The organism is Photobacterium sp. MCCC 1A19761 (genome assembly GCF_037389125.1).
In the GTDB taxonomy this organism is placed as follows: Bacteria; Pseudomonadota; Gammaproteobacteria; order Enterobacterales; family Vibrionaceae; genus Photobacterium.
Genome location: NZ_JAZGTF010000029.1, coordinates 1 through 25,966, shown reverse-complemented (window position 1 = coordinate 25,966; position 25,966 = coordinate 1). Strand labels below are relative to the sequence as shown.

Annotated in this window: 15 protein-coding genes and 1 tRNA gene; 2 read left to right on the top strand and 14 right to left on the bottom strand. The window is 50.7% G+C overall.

Annotation, left to right across the window (positions count from 1 at the left end):
* Positions 1-22: 22 nt before the first annotated feature.
* The 4 genes from VV869_RS20010 to VV869_RS19995 form a co-directional block, all read right to left on the bottom strand.
* The gene (locus VV869_RS20010) at positions 23-292 is read right to left on the bottom strand and encodes an AtpZ/AtpI family protein (protein ID WP_337736696.1); all 270 of its coding nucleotides are present in this window, start codon (positions 290-292) and stop codon (positions 23-25) included.
* A gap of 3 nt (positions 293-295) precedes the next feature.
* Complete coding sequence (locus tag VV869_RS20005) at positions 296-700, bottom strand: F0F1 ATP synthase subunit epsilon (RefSeq protein ID WP_337736695.1); 405 nt, start codon at positions 698-700, stop codon at positions 296-298.
* Positions 697-2,085, bottom strand: coding sequence for a F0F1 ATP synthase subunit beta (gene atpD, locus VV869_RS20000; protein ID WP_337736694.1), 1,389 nt, complete (start codon positions 2,083-2,085; stop codon positions 697-699). The genes VV869_RS20005 and atpD overlap by 4 nt, the downstream gene beginning before the upstream one ends.
* Before the next feature lie 443 nt (positions 2,086-2,528).
* Positions 2,529-3,374 carry an MBL fold metallo-hydrolase gene (locus VV869_RS19995; protein ID WP_337736693.1) on the bottom strand — a complete coding sequence of 282 codons (846 nt, stop codon included), beginning with the start codon at positions 3,372-3,374 and terminating at the stop codon, positions 2,529-2,531.
* Between the two features lie 432 nt (positions 3,375-3,806).
* On the opposite strand from VV869_RS19995, the gene VV869_RS19990 reads away from it, so the two are divergent.
* Entirely contained in the window at positions 3,807-4,889 is a 1,083-nt protein-coding gene (locus tag VV869_RS19990; protein ID WP_337736692.1) for a saccharopine dehydrogenase family protein, read from the top strand.
* 43 nt (positions 4,890-4,932) lie between these two features.
* On the opposite strand, the gene VV869_RS19985 is transcribed toward VV869_RS19990, so the two are convergent.
* Positions 4,933-5,856, bottom strand: a complete 924-nt coding sequence (locus tag VV869_RS19985) for a LysR family transcriptional regulator (protein WP_337736691.1) — start codon at positions 5,854-5,856, stop codon at positions 4,933-4,935.
* 102 nt (positions 5,857-5,958) lie between these two features.
* Here VV869_RS19985 and VV869_RS19980 point away from each other — a divergent pair, with 102 nt between their 5' ends.
* A complete protein-coding gene (locus VV869_RS19980; protein WP_337736690.1) occupies positions 5,959-6,687 on the top strand; it encodes an SDR family oxidoreductase in 729 nt (242 codons plus the stop codon).
* Positions 6,688-6,809: 122 nt separating this feature from the next.
* Here the strand turns inward: VV869_RS19980 and VV869_RS19975 are convergent, their stop codons facing one another.
* From VV869_RS19975 to VV869_RS19935, 9 genes are all read right to left on the bottom strand, one after another.
* Positions 6,810-7,391 (bottom strand): 4Fe-4S single cluster domain-containing protein, encoded by a 582-nt coding sequence (locus VV869_RS19975; RefSeq protein ID WP_337736689.1) that lies wholly within the window; start codon positions 7,389-7,391, stop codon positions 6,810-6,812.
* Between the two features lie 4 nt (positions 7,392-7,395).
* Entirely contained in the window at positions 7,396-7,908 is a 513-nt protein-coding gene (locus VV869_RS19970) for a hypothetical protein (protein ID WP_337736688.1), read from the bottom strand.
* 2 nt (positions 7,909-7,910) lie between these two features.
* Positions 7,911-8,117, bottom strand: a complete 207-nt coding sequence (locus VV869_RS19965) for a DUF2997 domain-containing protein (protein WP_337736687.1) — start codon at positions 8,115-8,117, stop codon at positions 7,911-7,913.
* Positions 8,118-8,130: 13 nt separating this feature from the next.
* Positions 8,131-10,395, bottom strand: a complete 2,265-nt coding sequence (locus VV869_RS19960) for a hypothetical protein (RefSeq protein WP_337736686.1) — start codon at positions 10,393-10,395, stop codon at positions 8,131-8,133.
* Positions 10,395-12,086, bottom strand: coding sequence for a hypothetical protein (locus VV869_RS19955; RefSeq protein WP_337736685.1), 1,692 nt, complete (start codon positions 12,084-12,086; stop codon positions 10,395-10,397). Before VV869_RS19955 ends, VV869_RS19960 begins: the two co-directional genes overlap by 1 nt.
* Positions 12,083-15,526, bottom strand: a complete 3,444-nt coding sequence (locus tag VV869_RS19950) for an AAA domain-containing protein (protein ID WP_337736684.1) — start codon at positions 15,524-15,526, stop codon at positions 12,083-12,085. The genes VV869_RS19955 and VV869_RS19950 overlap by 4 nt, the downstream gene beginning before the upstream one ends.
* Before the next feature lie 14 nt (positions 15,527-15,540).
* On the bottom strand, positions 15,541-17,130 hold the full coding sequence (locus VV869_RS19945; protein WP_337736683.1) for an AAA family ATPase: 1,590 nt from the start codon (positions 17,128-17,130) through the stop codon (positions 15,541-15,543).
* A 677-nt stretch (positions 17,131-17,807) separates the two neighbouring features.
* Positions 17,808-17,898, bottom strand: a tRNA-Ser gene (locus VV869_RS19940).
* A 123-nt stretch (positions 17,899-18,021) separates the two neighbouring features.
* On the bottom strand, positions 18,022-25,966 hold a 7,945-nt coding region (locus VV869_RS19935), incomplete at its 5' end, for an Ig-like domain-containing protein (RefSeq protein ID WP_337736682.1).

Here is a 25,966-nt window from a genome sequence, read left to right as displayed (position 1 = left end):
TAATTTCGGATGAGCCATCGTGTTACTCCCGAATGAACAAATACACATTGAACGCACCGACAAACACTCCGAGCAAGATCAGACTCATGGTCCAGCGAATCGAATAGCCGGCCATCATGCTGTCTAACCAGTGGCCGAGATAAGCCCCGCCGACCACCGGCAGCACCAACAGCAGCCCCAGCGTGCCGATATAAATCGTCTGGCCAAGCAGCGTCTGGCGTTCTTGCTCAGCTTTTTTGATCCGCTCGGTCTGACGGTCAATTTTCTGTTTTAAATCATCCAGTTTGGCCATGTGCTACATCCGCTCGCGTTTATCCAGCTCCCACAACCGATTCAACACCGCCTCCTCCATATTGCGCAGACTCTGTTTGAAGGTGTTCAATTTATCGGTTTCTGCCAGCAGCTGTTGTTGCAATGCGGCGCTGATCCGCCGGTAGTCATCATCGAGCAGAAACCGGTCAGTGCACAGCGTCAAACGGTTGTTGTGAAAATAGATCACCCCACCGGGCGCTGCCAGGTATTTCCAGTCACCGCCCCCCAGACGATAGCGAGCGATCCCGTACGTGAGAATGGTCATAAAACGGGTGTGATCAGTCAGCAGGCCAAAACCACCGGTGCTGTCTTCGCCCCGAAATGAGCTGACACCTTCAATCGTTTCAGCATGGGTGGCGTCCAGTAGCAACAGAGTGAACGTCTTCATGGTCTTGGCTGCTCCATGCTTCCCCGCATGTAACAGTGGGCCTCATCGATCGCGTCATATCGCCCCTGCAAAAAGCCCTCGCAGTCCTGTAAGGTCTGTTCGAGCGGCACAGAGACACCCGGCACTCCGGTATGCGCGGCGGTCGTCCAGAAAGGTTGAGTCAGGTAGCGCTGCAGCTTGCGCGCCCGCATCACGATGGTGCGATCGGCGGCAGAGAGCTCCTCGACTCCGAGCATGGTGATAATATCTTCCAGCTCATGGTAGCGCGCCAGGTGCTCTCGCACTCCTTCCGCAATGCCGTAGTGGCGCGCGCCTAACGTGTGGCGATCCATCAGCTTATTACTTGATTGCAGCACATCAACCGCCGGGTAAATCCCTTTCCCGGCTTGTGCCCGGGATAAGATCACCGTGCTGTCTAAGTGACTGAGAATGGTGCTAACGGCCGGATCGGTCATATCATCGGCCGGTACATACACCGCCTGGACGGAGGTCATGGTGCCGTGCCCGGTGGACAAAATCCGATCCTGCATCTCGGCAATATCCGTGGCGAGCGTCGGCTGATAACCGACCGTCGCCGGCATCCGACCGAGCAGGCTGGACACCTCACTGCCGGCCTGAACAAAGCGGAAAATGTTGTCCATGACGAACAGGACGTCTTTTTCCAACGTGTCGCGCAGATATTCCGCATAAGTCAGGGCCGACAGCCCGACCCGAAAGCGAACGCCGGGCGATTCGTCCATTTGTCCGAACACCATCAGGGTTTGCGGCAAGACCCCGGCTTCCCGGATGGCATGCCACAGCTCGTGCCCTTCGCGGATCCGCTCACCGACCCCGGAAAAAACCGATACTCCCTGATGCAGGGTCGCGACCGAATGCATGAATTCCATGATCAGGACGGTTTTTCCGACCCCGGCGCCCCCGAACAAGCCGGTTTTGCCGCCTTTCATAAACGGGCATAGCAAATCAATTACCTTGATGCCGGTCTCTAACACCCGCCCGACGCCGACCGATTCATGGATCGGCACCGGCGAACAATGCACCTCGCGAAACGCAGCAGCGTCGAGCGATTGTCCGCCATCCAGCGGCTCGCCGAAAAAATCCAGCAGCCGCCCCAGACAATCCGGGCTGACCGGAATATGGAGCAAAGCTCCGGTGTCATAAACCGTGATCCCGCGATGCAGGGCCGCATTTTTATGCAAGATAATGGCGCGGATGTGATGGGTATCGAGGTGCTGATGCACCTCAAACAGATAGGTCTCGCCCGCAACGCTGGCGCATAAAGCCTGACGCAACGGCGGCAATGTGTCGCAGGCAACCACAGCCACCGGACCGGAAATCTCGGTGATCACGCCCACAGGTACTCGCTGTGATACCACGGCTGCCATTGCGTCCTCTGCTCAATGCATTCATCTTTGTCAGTATATGGGGCTAGTTCAAACCTCGGGGAGAAGTTGAGCAGGTTTCGTTTTGATGAGACAGGTGTAACACTTGTGACAGGCAGACGAGATGACAGATCAGCCTGCCCGCCATGCGGGCAAAGTGTTGATATTCTCAACACTCGCCCGTGCCAGACTTTACCTTCCACCTGCAGGAAGCTTTATCCTCCTGGCAACAATGAGAGGAGATCACCATGGGATGTTGTAACCAAGCGCCCAAAGGCGGAAGCAAACAGATGGGGCTGCTGATCAAAGCGATTTTAGGGCTAGCTGTCGCCCTCACTGTCCTGGTGGCCGTTTTTGGCTAATACACATTCACATTGCAGCGAATACAGAAAGAGGAGCCGCACGTGGGTTCGCAGGCACTCAACAAAAAGTGCCTGATCATCTTGTTACATCTCTCGAACCGGAATTTTAAAGAAATGCTCCGGTAACTGACCGGCAAGAATATTTACCTGAACAGACGGATACAGGAGTTTTGGTACCTCCAGCTGATGGTCTCTCTGCTCCCTGAAATGAATAAAATCTAGCTTAGTGGTGTGCTGTTGAAGATGAATATTATTGGCTTTGCTTTCAGCCACCGTAGTCTGATATTCCAACGCCCTGCCACCTGGCTGATAATCATGACACACCCAAATTCGGGTCTCATCCGGCAAAGCATAAATTCGCGTGATACTGTCGAAAAGCATGGCGGCATCACCGCCGGGAAAATCGCACCGAGCTGTGCCGAAGTCCGGCATAAAAACCGTGTCGCCCACAAACGCATTCCCATCGATCACATAAGTCACACTATCACTCGTATGACCGGGGGTTGCGAGGACATGTCCGGTCAGTGAACCAAACGAAAAAACTTCATTGTCTTCAAACAAGTGATCAAAACCATCCTCTCCGGAGGAAAATCGTGCTTGCGGTATGGCGAACAGTTCACCAAAAACTTTCTGAACTTCAGTGATCCCCTTGCCAACACCGATTTTTCCGCCAACCTGTCGTTTGAGATAACTGGCGGCTGACAAGTGATCAGCATGAGCGTGGGTTTCCAAGATCCAATCCAGCGTTAACTGATGTTCTTGAAGAAACGCAATCAAGCCGTCTGAAAATTTGGTCCCGACGCTGCCCGAGCTCAGAGAAAAATCCAGAACACTATCAATCACGATGGCATGGCCACCCGGTTGATCAAACACAATGTAACTGAGCGTCGAGGTATCCTGGTGGTAAAATGCATGAACCTGAGCTTTCATAGAATGCTCCTGTACAATCCAAAAGATTTATTCAGCAACAAGGCATTCTGGAGCCAGTGATACCGCCCCGTCGCAGTGATCAAGAGATGAAACCATCTTAAGTCTAGTTATCAAACGAATGTGCATCCAAATGTTTAGCCTTTAGAAAACCTGTCAGCGAGTTAGCAAATGTAGTTTTTCAAGATCGGGGTTTTCAAGACCGGTGCTTTCAAGATTGGGGTTTACCTGAGCAGTGCTTTCAACAACTCAGTATCAAGCAACGCCATTCGCATTCGCTTCTACTACGCAGAGTCCCCAAAGCGACCATGAACATCCTCAAACTTTACCTTCCCCTGACTGTAAGCTTTATCCTCTGAGGCATCGCTGTTCAGGTGAACGTTTTGGATTAGCTCAAACAGGCCGTCGCCTGTGCACACGGAGGTTACACTGCAAATGGACAAGTTAAGACACAATAATAAAATACTGATCATCGGGGGCTACGGTGAAGTCGGATACGCCATTGCGAAAGATTTGGCTCCCAGTTTTCCCGCGCAAGTTATCATTGCCGGGCGCAATTTAGATCAAGCTCAAGCCGCCGCAGCAGCCATCGGCCACGGTGTCGAAGGCCGCGGTTTGGATATTACGGCTCCTGATGACAACGCACTGACAGATGTCGGCCTGGTCATGGTTTGCCTGGATCAGAACGACACCCGTTTTGCCCGGCACTGCCTTGCGCACGGGATCCACTATCTTGATATCAGTGCCAACGATCATTTTCTATCCCAGGTTGAACACCTGGATAGCCTGGCCAGACAAGCCGGCGCGACTGCACTCCTGAGCCTAGGCGTCGCTCCCGGCCTGACCAACTTACTCGCTGCCCATCTTTGCCGACAACTGGACACACTTGAGCGACTCGACATTGTCCTGGAATTCGGTCTCAGGGATAAGCATGGCAAAGCCGCGCTGATGTGGATGTTTGATAACCTGGATGCACAATATCAGGTCAATATTGATGGACAAAAGGTGCCGGTTCAGAGCTTCGGGGATCATCTTGAATACACACCCCTCGAACGACACGTATCACTGCCAGCCTACCGATTCAATTTTTCAGACCAGCATGTGCTGGCACGAACGCTGAACATACCAAGCGTGTCGACCTGGGTCTGCTTCGAAAATCGTTTCGCCACCCAGACATTTGCCATCCTTTCACGCTTGGGACTGGGAAAATTGCTGCGCCGTCCAACACCACGCAAGCTGGCCATTTGGCTGATGAGCAACCTTCAGTTGGGTTCAAACCGCTGCAACATTACCGTATTCGGGGATAAACATGCTCCGACCGGGAAGCTTCCTTTCTCCGTGGGCGTCCATGGTTACAGCGAAGCCAAAATGACGGCCTTGATTGCAGCTGAGGCTGTGCGGCAAGTCTTCACCACGGAGCAACCTCCGGGTGTACACCACAGCGAGCAAGTTTTGGCATTGGCACCGATCCTCCAGGTTCTGAAACAACACATGCCGGATATCACAATCCACATCTGAACCTGCGAACGGCTCTCTTGCCAGTCTTGCTGCATGCCATTCGTCAATTCGGGAGCGGATTGAGATCAATCGCCGCGGTCAACGCCCGCCAGATACAGTCTGCGGCGTAACTGCGTTGCTTCCGGCCGAGGCTGATCAGATGGATTGGGACCGGCTCCGGATGCCGCCAGTCGGACAGCACCGGCACCAATTGCTTCCGCTGAAGCTCCGGGCCGACCAACATGGCATCCACCATAATAATGCCCAGCCCGGCACAGGCCATATCAATCAGGGCGCGACTGCTGTCGGTGAAAATATCGGCTTCAACTTTCATCGTTCGGGTATCGCCGGCGTCGGACTGGAAAGGCCAGTAGCGCAGTGCATGGTGATTGTTTTTAAAGACCAGGCACCGGTGTTGTGCCAGATCCTCCGGCGTCTTCAGTGCCGGACTGCTCCGAAGATACGACGGTGATGCAAACCATCCCCACTGCTTGATCCCGATTTGCTTCGCGACAAGTGATGAGTCCGGCAGATTACCGATCCGCAGCGCAATATCGATTCCCTGCTCAATCAAATCAACCGTCTGATCGTTAAAACTGATATCCAGCTGAATGCCGGGATACTGCGCCCGCAATTGCGGTAACAGCGGCAGCAATAAGGTTTGCCCCAGCAAGGCGCTGCTACTGATGCTCACTCGTCCCTGAGGCGTTTGGCCGGCAGTGTAAGCCAACTCATTCACCCCGGAGAGCAAGGCTGACATGGCCTCAGACTTTCGCAGCAACTCGGCCCCGAAGTCGGTGATCATCAATTTCCGGGTTGAACGTGTGATCAGCGGCTCCCCGAGCCAGGCTTCCAGCTGCTGAACTTTCTTGCTCACCGACGAGCGTGGAAGTTCCAGGACATTCGCAGCACCTTGAAAGCTTCCCTGTTCGATCACCACCCGAAAAATATGAATGAGCGGCAGATACTGGTACATCGCTGATTGCATGATTGGTTCCCAGATAGAACGATTGAATTCATTTTTTGCAGTCTAATGAGAAACAATTGAGATTGCTATGCTTTCTCCGACATCAAATACCAGAGAAAAAACATGAGCAAACTCTATACCTTAATTACCGGCGGCACCTCAGGTATCGGCCTGGAAACAGCAAAACGACTGATTAGCAAAGGAGAGTCGGTGATCCTCACCGGCCGGGATCAAAGCAAAGTTGATCAGGTTGCCGGCGAGTTGGGTTGTCTGGGGATCGTTGCCGATAGCGGCAATATCGACGATATCCGCGCTCTGGCCAATACCCTGAAACGTCAGCAGGTTCAACTCAGCGGACTGGTGCTCAATGCCGGTATTTTTGTGCCGGAGTCGTTCACGGACACCACAGCGCAGGTCTTTGACCAGACCCTGGCCGTCAACACCAAGGGGCCCCTGTTTACGTTGCAAGCGCTGCTCCCGCTGATGTGTAACCCCAGCAGCGTGGTGTTTGTCTCCAGTATCGTGGTCAGCCGAGGCTTTCAGGGTTGTACCGCTTACGCCGCCAGTAAAGCCGCTGGAGAAGCCATCGTCCGGGTCGCAAACATGGAACTTGCTGATCAGGGCATACGGGTGAATATCGTGCGACCGGGTGTCACGAAAACCCCAATCCAGGAAAAAGCCGGGATGGATGATGCGCAAAAACAGGCACTCTTTAGCAGCCTGAGCACCACCCCTCTGGGCCGGGTCCTGAACTGTGACGATCAAGCCAGAGCAATTGAATTCCTGCTGTCGGATAACTCCCTCGCGATGAGAAACGCCGTACTGGAAGTCGAAGGCGGGTATCTTCTGTAGGGTTAAAGCTCTATACCATCATCACGGGTTTTCGACATAGAAAAACCACTGAATTATATAGTTTTTCTATGTCTACTGAAAAACTTTTGACCCGCTCCCCAAAAACTAGATCGTACTGCTTATTACATCCTTAAGTCTTCATCAGGAAACCCTAAAACTCGAACACTCTCATCGGCGTCAATAATAACTTCGACTTGATTGACCTGCTGAAGTTTAATTGACTCTCTAGATTCATCAGGGAAAATAATAATTTGGTTCTCGGAACCTATCCATTGTTGATTAGTGTTTCTTCTGTCAGATCGGTAGCGTCCAATCGCCGCAATATCACATAACTGATGAATGTTTGATAAGTGATTATGCTGCCTTAACTCGTCTTCCTCGTAACCAGTAAATAAAAAAATGGTTAAATTTGAACGCTCCCTAATTTGCCTAATCAGCCACCAAAGGTTGCCAGATTGGTGGAGAGGCTCCCCTCCTAAGAAGGTAACCCCTTGGATACTTGGCGTATAAAGAATTTGTTCAAGTAAGCTCTCTCGATGAACAAGTTGCTTGCTTTTAAACGACCACATGTCACGATTCCAACAACCGTCGCAGGCTAGCGCACAGCCCTGAAACCAAACGACAAAGCGATCTCCCGGACCATAGATATGGCTCAGAGGTTCAATATGAGCAATGTTAAAGTACTCGCCATAGTCCTTAGCCATTGAATTACACCGTACGCGTCAGAACCAGCTGGATCTGGCCACCTTTTCTGGTTTCCTTTACCGAATACCCCTGAGCTTGGGCTTTGGCGATAGCTTGTTGGCGAGCTGCCTCAATCCGCGCTTTACGTTCTTCTTCTAAGCGATTACGCTCCTGTTCAGCAAGCCTTTCCAAATGTTGCTGGTAGTTTTTTTCGTAAGCCTTACCAACTAATTGCAAGAAATCACCGACTCGTTTGTACTGTCTTGAAACAGCTGATAACGTCGTTATTCGCCCATTCATTTCACTGGAGTCATGTCTTAATATCCAACGATCTCCTGTTAATCGGAAATGTTGTGGACCATAATAGTCAGAACGATTAGTAAGAATATCACCAAGCTGTATACCACCATGGTGATGGTGGCTTTTCATCATCACCTGATTGGTAACTGTAATTGGTTCAGCCCCGACCGCTTCCAGTGCTGCTACCAGTACCGACTCAATCACAAAAGGGGTGGCGGTTTTGATTACAGCGCTCATATCTATTTCCTTTTTATTTCTTGGATACGGCTACGCTGAACCGTTTGTTGCTGATGGAATTCGTCTGTCTTCTTCAGACTGGTAACGGATCCTTCCAGATTCAGCAATTCATCCAGTGCCTCCAGACAGCTTTCTCCTTTAAATCCACTGGTTTTGGCGGTAATACTACCTTCTTCATCGATAGTGATTACTATTTTTTGTTCAGGCATAACCAGTCCCCTATTACGCTGGATAATTTACACAGATAACGGCGTTCAGGCGCTCCGCGTCTTCGCGTGCTTGCTCCAACTGGTCGGTATCATTAATAACTAACCAACGCTGCTTGCCATCCGATTTCAGTTCAGAACCTTCGAATGGCAAATTTTCTTTTGGCCAATCAAATCGGGGGTTGATATTTCCGGATGACTTAAGTCCCAATTGTTGATCAAATGACCGACCGCCATCATCGGGCTTGTAGTCAAAGTGTAAACCATGATTTTTCAAAGCGTGCTCGGCACTTACCTGCGCTCGTAGTGCTTTACCTACATCATCACTTGCAGATTTCAGATCTCGCTCAATCTTCTGTAAAGCTTGTTGATGATCGTTAAATGCACGGTTCATTGCTCCATAGTGTTTTTTGAAGATCTTTTCCTTGATTGAAGAACGCCACTTACCTGCTGTCTCGCAATCCATCGCAAGAAAAGCAGATTTGATAGCAACGATATAGTCTTCACTTACCTGCTCACGGATTGATTTTTGTGCTTCTTTATCTTCAGGCATATCTACTGGTAGGAATTGCTCCAGTTGAATATCGTCTATTTTTAAATTTTTAAGTTTCTCGTCAGAGAGTGATTCAACGGCTTCTTGCCAACGCTGGGTAAATAATTTTTCAGCCATCAAAAATTTTTGCGATTTTTGAGAAACCAACGACTCATATTTATTCTGCTTGGCGCTAACTAAAGACTTGGCATCATCGCATTGCTTCTCAAGTTTCTGCCGCTCCACCTCCCACCGATGATTCTGCTCGGCCTTATCCATTTCAGTTGCAGTGTTTTTACTGCGGTCATGAACACTCGAGGTCAACGTTTCAAGACGTTTACGATGCTCTTCTCGTTCAGCCGGGGATGCCTGTGTTGCTGACCACTGCTGTAGTTTCAACAGTTCCTGATTAAGCTTTTTCACTGACTGGCTCTGCCCCAACAGGAAGCTTTTCAACAAACCTTTCAGCTTGTCAGCAATATTCGCTTGTTGCTTATCTATGAGTTGCTGTTGGTGTTCCAGATCTGATAGCCGTTTTTGCCAATCTTGTTCAGTTTTATCCCAGTTAGCATATAACCCATCGGTTTTGGCTGCTTTTGGGCAATAAGGAGGGTGAACCATGACCTCATAATCGATTTGATGCGCTAAAAATTCCTTTTGCCAGCCGATCTGGGATTGCGCCAATTGTTCAGCCTTATCGTTTAGAAAACTATCAATAGATTGGGTTGAGATAGGCTCTAATTCCTTGCTACGTTGTTGCTGAACCTGCCGAACCAAATCCGGTTGATCAGCAAAACGTAGTGTTTGCTGATCTCCAAACTCTCCGAGCAAAACTTTGGACTTATATTGCCAAGCTGCGTCCTCGAGTGCATTCTCGTAAGTAGTAACCAACTGATGGCTTTGTTGGTCAGACAAGCGTAAACACCAGTTGGTGGCATTAAAGTCAGTAGAATCAGGGAGCAGCCAATTGCCTTGTTCAGAGATTAATAACGAAGGAATTGATGAATCACTCAAAGCCACACCATGTCGGGCTTGAACATCTGGTGAGTCAGCCTTAAGCAATAGTAAATGTGTGTTCCCTTTTGTACCCAAGGTGATATGACAGACTCCTCGAAGGCTTGCAAACGTATCGTGTAAACATTCTTTCAGAGTGCCACACAGCTGATGTGAGTGATTGGTAACGATATTTCCATCAGGATGCGTAGCCTTATTTTTTGACTGATTTTGCAGTAGGTATTCGTCCTGGCTGTGCTCCCAAAACAGTTTGCAGAAACTGCGGAAGCTATCCTCAATTTGTTGTGGTTCGAGTTGGATTGCCCAGCTTTGTTCCTCAGCTACAGTGAATAACTGATGATTCATCGCTAACACTCCCTGAGCGTTATTCGTTGAGTGATCACGCAATATCAAAGCCCCTTTTTGAGAGACTCCAGTACGAACCAGACAACGCCCAGATAAGGCATCAATAGCCGGCTGATTGGAATTTGTATCACCTAACATAAGATAGATGCGAACCCCACTATCGGCTTTTGCCTGTAAAGCCTGAATCAGGTTTTGGTTTCTGATCTGATCAGTTGCAATGACCAATGTGAGAGCAGACTTATTGATCTCTTCTTTTACTCTTTCACTATCAATTCGTAATAAGTCTTCAGAAAAATTGCTATCACTATCTTGCTTTTTAAATAGCGCAGGCAATTCCTTCTTAGAATAATCAATGCGGAAATGTTTACATTTTGCTTCAATAACAGCCATTACATAACCTCCGCTGTTTTTTTCTTTTTGTTGATAGTATTTTTTAGATAGTGTGGAAGTTCATCCTCATCCTTGGGTATAAAGCTAGGCGTTCCGTCAACATTAAAGCCGTCATTGTGCTTACAAATAAAATCCAGACCACTGGTGCATTCCCAGCACCATGTATGGGAAGCCCCAATAAACACCCAATAACGACCATGGTTATCACTTTGTTTATCCAAAATATGACGTTCCCAATTTTCGGGTAGATCGGCTTCATTTTTTCCTCTAGGAGGATTCAGTGTCATCAACAAACCTTCTGCACCTTCCACATAGCTGGCGATGCTATTAAGATTTCTGCTTTGTTTGCTGGTATGCACATATCGGTCGGAATAGATCACAGATTGAACTGAGTCACCCGCCGTAAGTTGCCCAATAAGCTCACTCATATTGAGAACCTCAGAGTTTATCAAGGTAATTGGCAGCCTTTGCTTTTTACTTCGGGATGGAGACAGATCCGCCATAGCCGCCACATGCCAATAGGATTCTGGTTGGCTTTCTCTTCCAAAGCAGTCCAGCAGTTCTTGCCCAGATTTCAAGGTAAGATCGAAATCAGCCATGGCTTCATGATCGAGCCACAGAGACTGTTGTTGGCGAGTATCTAAATCACGACGGTAGCTTTTCGAGTGGAAGTTATTCAGCCAAGCTTGCTGCCACTGTTCTGCATCAATGCTATCTCTAGGTTTAATCGGTAAACGACAAACCTCAGTTTGTTTGAAGCTCCCAAGATCCGTTGACAACTGTGCTATATTGCGAGAGCCTACTTCAAAACGCTGAACAGCTTGTGGATATTTATGGATATATTCAAATGCCACAACCATCCGTTGCGCAGTCTCGTCCCAGAGTCCATCAAACCTGCTGGCAATCGCCTCCAACACCTTATTCAGATGTTCTTGATACCCACTGATTTGACGTTTAAAGCTACGAGGTTCTGGCTCTTTATTTTTTCTAGAAAAAGAAAGAGATTCCAACTGGCCTTTCAGGAAAACCTCTGAATGCGCAAACCCAAGCTGCCATTCAAGATCCAAATGAACCGACGCTTCAGGCGAACATAGGACCTCCGGTTGCAATGATACCAGAGTAAGAGAGTGCTGAGACGAATTGGTCTTCTGACCATCGTAGGTTTCATCCAACAAGTCCACAGTGGTAGTAACCTTGACACCAAACTCAGAGTTGCGGGCATCAACACCGCTCTTCCAAGGCTTGCTATTTGGTTCAAAAAAGGCAGTGTCCCGCTGAATCAGCAAAGGGGATGTACCTAACAAAGGGTCATTATGGGTGTACCAGATATGGTACAGCCCACGCTCCCTCACATCCACATAACCCGTATCGACAACCTCTTTACCTTTTGGGGTCAGAGATACAGTTTCTGAATCCCACAGCTTTTCCCGTTTAAGGTACTCCATCAAACGAGGCGGCATTGTCTCTGGATTCTGTTGAGTTGCTTTTAGCAGCGATACTAGATCAGCTCTTTTTTGTTTAAACGTCAGTTGCGCAATTACCGGGTAGCGTCTGGCCTCAACCAGACGTTGCAGTGTGATATTCAGACTGGTATTTTTTTTCGATTTGTTTTCAGCTTCCGGGTGATTGCTGCCAGACGGCTTGCCGTTTTTCTTCAACTCATTCGGCAAAGTTCTGTTTTTTTTGTTCATCGTTTTCTGTACCTTCTGGCATTTTTTCCAAAGCCCTTTTCCGCACGGGACACATTACAAGATCGTGCTAGTTTCTTAAGCTCTTCAGTTCTAGACCGTTGGCTGAAATACTCATGATGACCGACTATCACGAGTTGATAACGGGCGCGTGTGATTGAGACATTAAGTCTGTTTGGCGAATCCATAAAACCATCACGGTGTGTGTTGACCATTGATAAAAAGACCAGGTCAGCTTCCTGCCCCTGGAAGTAATCAACGGTTGCCAACTTAATGGATATTCCCTTAAAACTAAAACGAGCGTAACGGTTGTTATTGCCGGGCAATTCTTTTTGCATGGCCTCTCGAAGGGCTTTTTCCTGAGCTTTATAAAAAGTCAGCACAGCCACATCAAAAGCTTCGCCTTTGTCATTTTTCTTCTTATTTTCAGCCCAATTACAAAAAGCTATAAGCTCCTGAATAATAGCCTTGACTTCACTCTTATTCGCATTCCTATAAATATCGCCCTGCACATCTAGCCAGGTATTACGTGTTTTGTAACGGTCATAATCCCAGTCCCGGCCAGGTCGGGACTGACTTCCATCCATTAAAACCCCTTCAGGGTAAAACTGCCTTCGAGGGAAGGCCGAAATATCCGGATGCATCCGGTGTTGATAGCTCAGCGTCGAATGCCTTTGTTCCTTTTCATGGCGGTCAAAGCCCTGATTCAGCGTAGTAGGATCGTCCTTCTTACGCTTGACCAAACCATCCCCCGACAATGCTTCAAGAATCGAGGGAAAAGCAATATTTTTCAGGACATGGATTCGGCCATCAGCATTAACCGACTTGGGAAATAAACGTTCTAACGTGTCAGACAAATAACCGGTTTTCTTCTGGTAGTTCGCCGACTGGCGTAACCAGTATTCCCTCTCCAGGCGCCAGCAGACTTCTTCCGACCACTTGCTAAGGTCAAAACGATCCAACAGCTCTTTATTTATCGTACTGGTATCAGAGTAGTTTGTTGTCTTGACCCTGAACGGCTTAACTGCCGTTTGCCCAGCGGCGCTATGATGAAAAGCGTTGCCAGTGCGCTGCCAATCTGGGTGCAATACCACCATATCATCCGGAATCATAGGCTGTATCTGTGTCATACAGGATTCATCTACAAAGCAGAGCGAACTGTCATATAGATGCCAAGGCGCTTGCGCCAATGTCACCATATCTGTTAACCAGGAAGATGCCTGCCTTTCCACGCGTCCCTTTTGAACCAGCAAAATACGGTCAAGTCCTTTAGCCAGGTTTTTCTCACTACTACGCGCACTAATCTCTTCATCCAGAGCCTGTAATATGCCAGTAGTAACAGGAACCAACATAGGCTGCCGATAAAGCTCATCTCGAGTAGAGTTTCCTCTTAACTCTTCCAACAAATAACAAGCCTGCTGTACAGACTTAGAGAGTGTTTGGGCTGGTCTTTTACCTTTTGGTGGCACCAACATTAGATTGTCTAGGTTAGCGACGATCTGCTCACGATCAGTAAAAGGCGATAGCTGACGCACATCCCCCACCGGAACCCAGCGTTTGGCAAAGCGAGCCGGCACCAGAAATTCCTGAAAGGTAGTTTTACTGCATTCATCTATTATCATCACATCAAACGGCGGTTCACCACGATCTAGGGTCACTTCCCGTTCGTTAAACAGCCGCAAGATACCAATCGTTGTGCCACACACTAAATTAGAAGCATCTACCATAAGCTGTTGACTGAAATCTCCACAGCCAGAGTCTTTCCTAAGCTGTTGATAAACATTATCAAACTGAAAATCTTCAACACCGATGGCATTGCTTTCATCACCAATGCGAAGTGGAAATATGCGATTGCTCAAGGTTGAGTTTTCTTGAATTCTTTCCAGAACATTATTGATTGCAGCATGTGTAGATGCCGAAAGCAGCACTCTTTTGCCCTGCATAACCAGTTGAATAATCAATTCAAGAATTGTCGTGGTTTTGCCTGTTCCGGGAGGTCCATCCAGAATGGCAAAGTCGGGTGTGGCTAACGCCTTGGTCACAAACTCGCGCTGACGATCACAACCATCAAAATCAGAATTGGTCAGCACCTGCCACTCAATATTTGTCTCAGGCTGAATATCTTGCCAACGTTTTTTTTGTCGGTCCTGTAACAGGTGTATCAAAGGTGCATGACCACCAGCAGGGCGTGTCATCAAATCATTAATTGCAGCTTTTTGCTTTCTCAATTGTGAAGTATCAACACTTACGCGAATTTCCCATATTTTCCCTTGATTCGATGGATATTCGCTCTGCCTGTTTTTTTTCCCGCGAATATTTCGCGCCAGTAAAATCTGTCGCTCTTCAGGACGGGCTTTCAAAATCCGAAAGCCGTTGTCATGCTTTCTTTGCGTGTTATCCAGAACCTTAATGTTATCGCCGAAGAAATGATCCAGTTCAGACTTACCGGTATCATCACCAGAGTCCTTTTCAATTAACTGAATCCACTTCTCGTCAATATTGTCTTTGCTAACACTGAACGAAAGAGCCGGATACCGAGCGCACAGCATCTCCGATTTGTTATCGATGGAAGCAACTCGTGTATCTCTCGCTTCCAATGTCAGGCCATCCTTGTCTGTCTCAAGTCCCCACAGTTCTCGACTCAATAAATTGTCATTCAAAGTCAGGTAGTCAGGCGTTATTTCCCCTAGCAACACGGTAGTCACATCTTTGACCTGATGAGATTCCAGCTCTGGCTGTTGGCTCGCAAACAACAGCCAGCCATTACCTTTGTTAAGTGGTGAATAACTTTCGATCTGCTGTTTATCCAGCGAAGAAATAAGTTTGAATCTGGTGTTCTGTCCATTAATCGACAACGTGCTTTGGCCACTAACCTGACCCTGCAAGCGTATATGATTACTATCAATTGATTTAACCGGACAAACGTGACCATCAATATACACTTCAGCCAGTTCACCTAGTGGAGCAGACAGCGGGCGAATCAACAGCTGGTAGCCACTCCACTGAATGACACCTGCTTCACCAAGCTCAGGCAGATAAAGCTTGTACTGACCATTGGCTGATTGAAAGTGCTCTTCAGAAAGGGAAAATCGCTGACGATTTGCTCCCTTGCCGACAATAACTGGATCATCGATCTCAGGGACAAAGTCCTCATCTAGCGGATTTTCATCCGCTTCGCAGAGAATTTCATACCAGCCTTCCTCGCCAGAGATAATTTCAATTTCACTGACGGGAGTGATCTGGTAAATCCGTTTGTTCGGAGTTAATCGATAACGCCGATTGACAACCGGCTTCCATTCACAACTGACTTCTTTACTTTCCAGTGCTTTGATACTGTTGTTAAGGTAGTGTACGAACGGCATTAAAACCTGATTGGTTTGATATGCCAGTTCTGGTCCAGTAAGACCATCGCCCTCTAGGGCAGTAAAAAAAGGATTATCCATTCGCTACAGCTCAATCAGATAAAAGGGTTTTCGCCTTCCTGTTTCAGTCGAGGCTTTTTATTGGCCGTTTTCTCCAGCGCTTCAGGTTCTGAAGAGCTGGCCGCAACCGCCCTACCTTTGGCCCACTGACGAGTTCGGCTGATCATTTCTTCCATGGTTTGGGAAAGCGGTGCCGTCGCCAGGATGGCGGTAAGAATATCATCCTTGTTCAGCTGATGACCTTCATCAAAGGCAAGGAACATGGCTTCCTTAACCGCTTCTTCCAACTCGGCACCAGTGAAACCTTTACTGTTAGTGGCCAATTCATCAAGGTCCTCTTCAGAAAAGTCGTCCAGCCGATCCCTGCGTTTGAGGTGAATCGAGAGAATTTCCTTGCGATCTTGCTGCACTGGGAGATCAACGAAGAAGATTTCATCGACCCGACCTTTACGCAGCAGCTCTGGTGGTAGTTGGGCTATATGGTTTGCAGTGGCAACCACAAATACCGGCTTTTCCTTTTCCTGCATCCAGGTCAGAAAACTTCCGAGTACACGGGCGGTGGTTCCACCATCAGTCGAGCCAGAGCTTTGCATGCCTGAAAGACCTTTTTCGATTTCATCCACCCATAGAATGCTTGGCGAAAGAGCTTCCGCCATTTGCAAGGCTGAACGCATATTGGCTTCAGACTGACCCACAATCCCTCCGTAGATTTTGCCCATATCTAACCTCAACAGCGGCAGTTGCCAGGCATTGGCTACCGCTTTGGCTGCGAGGCTCTTACCTGTACCTGGCAAGCCAAGTAGCAATACACCGCGTGGAGTCTCAAGTCCAAAAGCACGTGCATCCGAAGTAAATGCCTGACGGCGGCGGTTAAGCCAAGATTTTAGGTTATCTAAACCACCAATATCATCTAGTGTGGCTTTGGGATGAAAGTATTCCAGATGGCCGCTTTTTCGGATGACTTGCTCCTTTTCCTTTACCATGAAAGGAATTTCGGACTCTGTCAGGCGTTTGTATTCGCAAGCTGCTTTGGAAAATGCAAGTTGAGCTTCACTGGTCGATAAACCTAATGCGGCTTCAAGCAAACTCGATGATTCCTGATAGTCACGATCATCAATATTGTAACGTTGCTTTGCCTGTTGCATGATTTTGCACAGATCATCAATATTCGGTAATGGCATTTCCAAAACCTGAACGTCTTTTTCCAGTTCTGGCGGCAATAAAGTTAGTGGCTGTGAAAGAACTACAGAGCAGCCAGATATTTCACGTGTAGCAACAGCAATAGCAAATACACGCAGCCGACTGATTAGCGCATGATCTACAGGTGTCAGATAGTAGTGAAAATCTTCAAGCAATAGAATAAAATCGTCTCGATCGTCATCCTTACTGTATTCAAGCAACCAGTCCAACACCTCATGAGGCTGCTCGTAATCATCGTGCTCCTCCCAAGTGCCGCTCTTATATTTGCGCAGCCCTTGAGGGCTGTTCCATATGAACAAGGTATAGCCTAGTTCTTCAGCCGTATGAGAACACGCAGCTCGAATACGCAATGTTTCATGGCTAATAATTTGGCTTAGGGCAGCCAACGATTGAATATTAATTTTCAGTTTATCAATAAAGTCCATTTATCGTTCCGTAAGCATTAACTAAGGCCAACTCACCATGAAATGTAATTAACACTCATTTTATATCAAACCATTGATAGTTAAATCGCACATTTTTCAATCCAACCCGCTTATCTTTGATCTATGTAATGTTTTTACTTACATTTTTGACTGATTTATCCCTCATCGAATATATAAAGATATACTCACCAAAAGTTTACTTATTAATCAATAATGAAAAATACTCTACTAGAATCAAAAACAGCCCTTTACATCATCAGCACGAATATCGAGCATAAAAATCTTCTGAAACTTTAGCGGTTTCTTCCGGGGGGGGGATTTTCAAATCCCGAATACAATTCCAATATCCAGAAAACGAATAAACCCAGCACAGCTGCTGGGGTTTCGAATGTGGCGGAGCGCTTTGGGTATGAGAGGATTTACTGCGCCCTTCGGGCCGTTGCTATAAAGCGCCTTCGGCTGGCAACGTTGTCTCGCTGCGCTCGGCTGAACCCCTTCCAGGGTTCTTCACCCTATCTCATCATCGCGATTTTCAGGCATTAAAAAACCGCTGAAATTTCAGCGGTTTTTTTGAATGTGGCGGAGCGCTGTGGGTATAGGAGGATTTTTCAAATCCCGACACTCAGCACATCACCTGAAACGAACAAAGCCCTGTCTGACGACAGGGCTTTGGAATGTGGCGGAGAGATAGGGATTTGAACCCTAGATACGCTATAAACGTATGCCGGTTTTCAAGACCGGTGCTTTCAACCACTCAGCCATCTCTCCGTAAGTGGCGTGCATCATACGGTGCTGGCTGAGGGTTGTAAAGCTGTTCTCACAACATTTTCGTTCAAACGCCTAAAGCATCACCAATCCTTCACTCTCTCGCTTAGGTTGCATCCAACCGCACTATTCTGAGCCGTCCCCGGCACCAAAGTGATAGGTCAGCTTCAGGGCCAGGGTATCCACGTCATTCGGCTCGATAAAATACCGGGTCGCGTTGAGTCCCAGCGTCCACTGCTCAGACAGGGCATAACCAATTTCAACCCCGGCATACAGATCGAACCCGTCACTGTCGGACTTGATTGTCTCGCCCTGGTAGCGGCTTTCGAAGTCGACATCCCAGTACAGGCCGCCCAGGCTCACCTCGGCCCGCCAATCTTCCTGTTGCCAGAAAGCATAACCGACATCCAGGCCGAAGCCATCGGCCAGAACCGGCGTGACCTGTGCGACTTGCTGGTGATAGGTTTGCGGCGTTGCAGACATTCCGCTGAGCGTCGCACTGCCTTCGCCCATATCGACGTAGCGCGCCGTCAGTGACCACTGCTCATTGAACGCATAGCCCGCGCCGACCGACCAATAAAAGTCCGAGTCTTCGGTTTTGATGACCTCTTCAACTTTCACCGCATCACGTTTGTGCGCATTGCTAAAGCCAAGATCGGTCTCCATAAACCAGGCGGCTTGACTGTTGAAGCTCAGAAGCGCCAGCAGGGCAATCCATCCGCGTTTGCCGACCCGGCGGGCGAGGCCCAGCAAGGTCAGCAGCGCAAGGGTCAACCCGCCCGTGTGGCCGCCAGCTTCATTTTCCACCACGACGCTGTGGGTCAGACTGGTCTTCACGGTCACCTTCCCGGTGTCTTCCAGACCATTGGTATCGCGGATCACGTAAGTCACAGTATCTTCACCTTCAAAACCGACTCTCGGGGTATAAGACAAGCTCTGATCACTGTTAATCGTTACCGTCCCGTTTTGTGCCACGGCCGAGACCACAGTGAGCGCATCGCCATCCGGATCACTGTCGTTACTCAGTACCCGGATAACCAGCGGTGTCCGATCATCGGTAGCGACAACATCGTCCACCGCAACCGGTGTCTGGCTGTTCACAACTTTCACGGTCACGTCGGCAAAGTCGGTTCCGCCATTGTTATCAGAGATGCTGTAGCTGATGGTCGCTACACCATAGAACTGATCTTTGGCGGTATAGCTCAACCAGTTGTCCACCACGGCCACTGTCCCGAAATCAGCGGTTGCATTGGTGACCGTCAGCGAATGACCATCGGCATCACTGTCGTTGGCCAGCACATCAATCATGATGTGGCCGTTGCGACTGACAGACACCGTATCGCCCAGCGCTTTCGGCATCGTGTTAGTCGATGCTTTCACAGCGACACCACCCGGGTCGACCACACTGCCATTGGCGACACCGTCGTCATCATTCGGACCACCATCTTGTATCGTCAGTTGCACACACCAGTGACCTTCGGTCAGACCCGGTGTCCAGCTGTTGTCCCCCGGAGGCGGACAGTAACCGGCTTCACCTTGTGTCGATGCCAAAGTGTTCTCAGCGTCCTGGACAAAGTCGACCCAGCCCAGGCCTTCTTTATACTTACGGTACACCGCATCTGCCGGGATCGGCCGCCGCTGAGGGAAGACCACGCGATAGCTTTGGCCCGCTTGCGGCAATCCGGAAGCCACGAAGTCGAAGATCCCGCCAATGTTATCCGCGGTTTCATCAGTGCCCAACTTGGTTTTCACCTCGTCTTCAAGGAGCTGCGTCCCGCCGGTTTCATTGCCGGCCACGGTTACCCCTTTGCGCAGGCAGACACCCGGATCCCCTTCAACCAGATAATGAGATGTATCCGCGACATTTTCCTGAATCACGTTACAGTCGCTGATCGCATCCTGGTAATCCGGGATCCCGTCGTTATCACTGTCGGTATGGCCTTCCTGGTTATCCGGGATCAAGTCGCCATCGCTATCCTCATCTCCCAGAACCGCCAGCGCAACCACCACCTCAAGATAAACATCCTCTGTCACCGACAGCGGCGGCTGACCGTTATCCGTCACCGTCAGTTGCAAGTGATAGATGGCCGAACTCAGCCCCGCTGGTGAGAAATTCAAGGTCGGATCTTGAGTCTGCCCTGCAATCGCCGCCGCCAGTTGCGCATCATCCGCAACCCAGGCATAAGTATGGCTATCGCTGGCATTCGGATCCGTCACAGATGCAGTCACCGTTACAACCTGTTCGCTGTTTTCCACCTTACTGCGCTGATCGTCCCCTTGCTTCACGGTCACGCTCACCTTCGGCGCTACATTCTGCTCATAGATGGTCAGGGTGTACTGGTGCTTGCTGCCCCGGTTCAACGTGTCATCCAAAGTGATCATCAGCGTTTCAGGGGCTTCCGACTCCGAATTCGCCAGCACATTGAAAGTGATTTCCCCGACAGTCCCCTCGGTGATCACCACCTCGCCATCCGTCAGATCATGGTCATTCGCACCACTGCTGCCCGAGACCTGATATGGAATCGTGACCGGATACGACGGTGCCGGGCCATTGAGGTGAACCTTGACGGTATGAGAGGTGCCTTCAGTGGTTTCCCCGTCTTTATCGATACTGACCAGCGGATGGACAATCACCGTCTGGCTCGCTTCGGCGGTATTGCCCTGCGAATCCTCGGTCTGCCAGTACACGGTATTCACGCCCGGACGGAAGAAGGTCCGACTATCAACCAGAGAGACCGGCAACGGCTTCCCGGTGCTGTCAAAGGCCACTGCCGTGCCCAGATCGACTTTCGTCGACAACGCGGTCGCGTTCACTTCCACACCGGCAGGCGCCGTGATGGTTGGTGCGTCCAGTTTGCCGCTCTCAAGGGTGACCAGCGCTTTCGCCGTCGCTTTGCCCCCCTTACCGTCGGTAATACCGTACTGCACCGTCAGGGTACCAGTCTGCTGCGTTGTCAGCAGGATCTTGCCATCCTGGATGCTGGCCTGCCCGGCCGTTGGTCGGACCCAATCCAGTTGCAGCGTATCCTCATCAACATCACTGTCGTTACCCAACACGTCCAGGGTGAAAGTCGTTTGACCATTGGCGGTCAAAGCGAAACGATCATCCACCGCAACCGGTGCATCGTTCACAGCAGCAACGTTCAGAGTCACGGTATACGCCGCGGACGACACCTGACCGTCGTTCACCTGATACTGGAAGCTGTCGATACCGTTGAAGTTCGCCGTTGGCGTGTACGTCCAGCCGTTCGTCGTCGCCGCCAGCACACCGTGTGATGGTCCAGCGGTGACTTTCCGGGTCAGGCTATCCCCCTGATCCACATCCGACACCATCGGCGTGATCGTGGCGCTGCTATCTTCATTCAGCGTGACAGTCAGCGACTCGCCCACCGGCGCATCATTGACGTTTTTCACCGTCAGGTTAAAGGCAGGCAGTGATGCACTCGCCTGGCCATCGGAGACTGAAATCACAATCCCGTTGGTGGTTCCGACATGGCTGTTATCCGGCGTGCCGCTGAGCACCCCGCTGGTTGCATCAAAGTTCGCCCAACTTGGTTTGTTGGTGATGCTGAAGGTTAGCAATGTACTGTCGACATCCGTCACCTGCGGCTTGTAGTAGTAAGCCGTATCTTCGTTGACCACCGTGGCCGGATTACCGCTGATCACCGGCGCATCGTTGACATTGTTGACCGTCAGGCTGAAGCCCGGCAACGCAGCCGTCTCCATGCCGTCCGAGACTGAAATCACAATATTGTTGGTGATGCCGACATCGCTATTACCCGGCGTGCCGCTCAGCATACCTGTCGCTGGATCAAAGCTCGCCCAGCTTGGCTTGTTCTCAATACTGAATTCCAGCGTATCGGCCGTATCCTGGTCAGTCACAACCGGAACGAACTGATAAGCGGTGTCTTCATCAACCGAGGTCGCCGGTGTACCGCTGATCGTCGGCGCATCATTCACGCCGGCAATGTCGATAGTGACCGTCGCCGGTGTCGAATCCAGCTCGCCGTCGTTGGCAATATAGGTAAAGCTGTCCTGACCGAAGAAGTTGGCATCAGGTTGATAGGTCACTTCATTGCCTGACAGCAAGACATTGCCGTTCTCCGGTGGCGTCACCATCTGATACGTCAATGATGAGTCTTCCACATCGCTGCCCACCAGAGTGATGGTCAGGTCGGTGTCTTCCTCGCCGCTGACCGACACATTCTGGACACTCGGGGCATCGTTGACCGGATTGACCGTCAGCGTGACTTCCACCGGCTCAGAGTCCAGCTCGCCGTCATTGACTTTGAACTTGAAGCTGTCTGCGCCGTTAAAGTTCGCATTCGGGGTATAACGCCAGCTGTTGTCACCTAACTGCTCAAGCTCACCATTGCTGGTGCTTTCAGTAATGCTGTACACCAAGGCATCGTCTTCGATGTCCGTCCCGCTCAGGGTGAGAGTCAGCGTGGTGTCCTCATCTAGCGTTTGTGCCTGAGCAATCGCTACCGGCGCATCGTTGACCGGGGTGACGGTCATGGTCACGGTGGCCTCATTCGAGACCGCACCCGCGGCATCCTTCACGGTATAAGTGAAGCTGTCCTCACCGAAGTAATTTTCATTGGCGGTATAGACAATCGCCCCGGTTGATGTCACCTCAACCTGCCCATTGGCCGGTGCCTGAACAACCGTGACACTGGCTGGATTCAGACTGTCACCGTCGTCAAGATCGACATCGGTATCATTCCCCAGTACGTTGACTTCAAACGAACCTTCTTCCTGCAACTGAGCCGTATTATCGACCGCGACCGGCGCATCGTTGACCGGGGTCAAAGTGACCGTCACCGTCGCTGGCTCAGACTGCAAGCCTTCGCTATCAGTTAAGGTGTAAGTAAAGCTAAAGGTGCCGTTCTTGTTCAAACGTGGAGTGATCACCAGCGTGCCGTCACTCTGAACGCTGACCTCAGCTTTGGCATAATTCCCCGCACCATCGCCCTGATCTTCCAGGGTGATACTCGCTTTGTTGAAGCCTGCGTCTTCGATATCCGTGTCGTTGGCCAGAATCGTCAGCGTGGTTGCCACATCTTCATCCGTGGTCACGCTGTCATTCCCCGCGATCGGACGATCATTCACCGCACCGATATTCACCGTCACCGTAGCCGGCTCAGAAACGCCACCTTCGCTATCGGTGATGGTGTAGGTAAAGGTATCGGTACCGACTTCGTTGAGGTTTGGTGTGTACACCAAAGTCCCCGCGTCCTGGTCGATAGCCACGCGACCGATGGCAGGCTGCGTCTCAATGGTGATGTCGCCGGTCGGCTTACCATCTTCAATATCACTGGCCGCATCACGCACCGCGATAGCATCGGTCGCGTTATCCTCATCCACCGAGGCACTCAGGTTGCCCGCAACCGGCAGATCGTTCACTGGGGTGATTGTCACAGTCACCGTCGCTTCTACCGACGTATTGAGCAAGGCATCTTTCACCGTATAGGTGAAGCTGTCCTGACCATTTTCGTTGGCATTTGGCGTATAAGTCGCGACCCCATTAGCAATCGCCACCTGACCTTTGGTTGGTTGAACAACCACGGCTGCAGAAGATGGCACCATGTCGCCTTCCGGATCATAGTCATTGTCCAGCAGCTTAATGGTCACGGCAGTGTCTTCGTTCATCGTCGCCTCATCGTTAACCGTGACCGGCGCATCCGCCACCGCATTCATGGTCAAGGTCACAGTGTGGACTTGAGAGGTTGCGTTTGCGGCATCAACAACCTGGAAGGTAAAGCTGTCCGCATGATTTTCACTACCGTCATGCTGATAGCTGAAGCTGCCGTCCTCGCTGAGGGTCAACTGGCCATACTGCGGATCAGTCACCACAGACGCGGTGAAGGTATCGCCGTTGTCGGTATCATCATCCGTTGCCTTGCTCAGCAAACCATTTTCCACTGCAACCGTCAGCGTCGCGGCTTCATCCAGGGTAAAGCTAAAGTCCTGGCCGACCGGCGCATCATTGGTATTCACAACTTCAATGCTGAAGCTGTCCAGCGTGTCTTCATCCGTCCCGTCAGAGACTTTAATTTGAATATCACTGTAATGACCAACATCCGCATCCTCAGGCGTCCCGGTGAGCGCGCCCGTCTGCGTATCGAACTCAGCCCACTCCGGCTTGTTTTCAATACTGAAGGTGTGCGTATCGCCCTCATCCGGGTCAGTCAAGGTTGGCGTAAAGCTATATGCCTTATCTTCATCAATCGTGGTTGCAGGTGTACCGGATAACTCAGGTGCCACGTTATATTTCTTCGTCACGGTTGCAGAAATGCTCTCCGCCGCATTCCCCGCTTCATCCGAAACGACCACCGACAACGTCAGCGTCCCCTCAGCCAAAGCGCTGACATCAACGCCTGTCACCTGTTTACTTTCAGCATCAATCGCAATCGGCGACGAGCCAGACACGCTATCCGTTCCGTCACTGATTTGATAAGTCATGGAACCCGAACCTTCCAAGCCCGAGACGGTAAAGCTCAGCGCAGCCTCATTCTCCCTGTCAATCAATACCTGATCGACGACCACGCTATGGCCGCTCGGCAGAACCGTATCAACATTCAGAGTGAGCTGGGTTGCTGCGGTGTTGCTGTTCCCCGCCGCATCGGTGAAGGTGTTCGCGGCGATATCGACGGTCGCCGGCTCGGTGCGATCAACATCCGGCGTGAAGGTCACCGTATAACTGGTGCCGCTGCCACTGAAGTTGCTCAGGGTGCCGCCGACAACGGTGATGTCACCTTCAGCAAAGTCACTGCTGGCTTCGTTCAGAGTGACCGTCAGCGTCGCAGTTTCACCCGCTTTCAGGCTGGCCTTGTCACTGGCAATCGTCACGCTCGGCAGCGCGGTATCCAGGTTGATGCTCAGCTGCGTCGCCGCGGTGTTGTTGTTCCCCGCTGCATCGGTAAACGTCTCCGCGGCAATGTCGAATGTCGCGGGCTCGCTACGATCGGCTGCCGGGGTAAAGATAGCTGTGTAGACCGTACCGCTACCTGCAAAGTTGGTCAGGCCACCACCCACAACGGTGACGTCGCCCTCAGCAAAGTCCGTGCTGGCTTCATTCAGGGTGAAGGTCAGCGCCGCAGTTTCACCTGCTTTCAGGCTGGCCTTGTCACTGCTGATGGTCACGCTCGGCAGCGCGGTATCCAGATTAATGCTCAGCTGGGTTGCCGCGGTGTTGTCGTTGCCCGCCGCATCGGTGAAGGTCTCCGCGGCGATATCGAATGTCGCTGGCTCACTGCGATCGGCCTCCGGAGTGAACGTTGCTGTATAAGCCGTACCGCTGCCTGCGAAGTTGCTCAACGTACCGCCCACGACTGTGACATCTTCGGCCGCGAAGTCGCTGCTGGCTTCATTTAGGGTGAAGGTCAGCGCCGCAGTTTCACCCGCTTTCAGGAAGGCCTTGTCACTGCTGATGATCACGCTCGGCAGTGCAGTATCCAGGGTGATGCTCAGTTGCGTCGCCGCGGTGTTGTTGTTGCCCGCCGTATCGGTGAAGGTCTCTGCCGCAATATCGACGGTCGCCGGCTCGGTGCGATCCGCATTCGGGGTAAAGGTCGCGGTATAAGTGGTGCCGCTACCGGTAAAGTTGTCCAGGCTACCACCGACGACGGTGACGTCGCCCTCAGCAAAATCCGTGCTGGCTTCATTCAGGGTGAAGGTCAGCGTTGCGGTCTCACCCGCTTTCAGGCTCGCTTTGTCACTGGTAATCGTCACGCTCGGCAGCGTGGTATCCAGGTTAATGCTCAGCTGCGTTGCCGCGGCGTTGCTGTTGCCCGCCGCATCGGTGAAGGTCTCCGCGGCGATATCGACGGTCGCCGGCTCGGTGCGATCGGCATCCGGAGTAAACGTCGCGGTGTACGTCGTGCCGTTGCCTGCGAAGTTGTCCAGGGTGCCGCCCACAGCCGTGACATCTTCCATCGCAAAACCACTGCTCGCTTCGCTCAGGGTGAAGGTCAGCGTCGCAGTCTCACCCGCCTTCAGGCTGGCCTTGTTGCTGGTGATGGTTACGCTTGGCAGTGCGGTATCCAGATTGATATTCAGCTGGGTTGCC

Excerpts from the sequence above, each read along its gene's own strand:
- VV869_RS20010 (WP_337736696.1), bottom strand. The coding sequence starts at position 292 with ATGGCCAAACTGGATGATTTAAAACAGAAAATTGACCGTCAGACCGAG.
- VV869_RS20005 (WP_337736695.1), bottom strand. The coding sequence starts at position 700 with ATGAAGACGTTCACTCTGTTGCTACTGGACGCCACCCATGCTGAAACG.
- atpD (WP_337736694.1), bottom strand. The coding sequence starts at position 2,085 with ATGGCAGCCGTGGTATCACAGCGAGTACCTGTGGGCGTGATCACCGAG.
- VV869_RS19995 (WP_337736693.1), bottom strand. The coding sequence starts at position 3,374 with ATGAAAGCTCAGGTTCATGCATTTTACCACCAGGATACCTCGACGCTC.
- VV869_RS19990 (WP_337736692.1), top strand. The coding sequence starts at position 3,807 with ATGGACAAGTTAAGACACAATAATAAAATACTGATCATCGGGGGCTAC.
- VV869_RS19985 (WP_337736691.1), bottom strand. The coding sequence starts at position 5,856 with ATGCAATCAGCGATGTACCAGTATCTGCCGCTCATTCATATTTTTCGG.
- VV869_RS19980 (WP_337736690.1), top strand. The coding sequence starts at position 5,959 with ATGAGCAAACTCTATACCTTAATTACCGGCGGCACCTCAGGTATCGGC.
- VV869_RS19975 (WP_337736689.1), bottom strand. The coding sequence starts at position 7,391 with ATGGCTAAGGACTATGGCGAGTACTTTAACATTGCTCATATTGAACCT.
- VV869_RS19970 (WP_337736688.1), bottom strand. The coding sequence starts at position 7,908 with ATGAGCGCTGTAATCAAAACCGCCACCCCTTTTGTGATTGAGTCGGTA.
- VV869_RS19965 (WP_337736687.1), bottom strand. The coding sequence starts at position 8,117 with ATGCCTGAACAAAAAATAGTAATCACTATCGATGAAGAAGGTAGTATT.
- VV869_RS19960 (WP_337736686.1), bottom strand. The coding sequence starts at position 10,395 with ATGGCTGTTATTGAAGCAAAATGTAAACATTTCCGCATTGATTATTCT.
- VV869_RS19955 (WP_337736685.1), bottom strand. The coding sequence starts at position 12,086 with ATGAACAAAAAAAACAGAACTTTGCCGAATGAGTTGAAGAAAAACGGC.
- VV869_RS19950 (WP_337736684.1), bottom strand. The coding sequence starts at position 15,526 with ATGGATAATCCTTTTTTTACTGCCCTAGAGGGCGATGGTCTTACTGGA.
- VV869_RS19945 (WP_337736683.1), bottom strand. The coding sequence starts at position 17,130 with ATGGACTTTATTGATAAACTGAAAATTAATATTCAATCGTTGGCTGCC.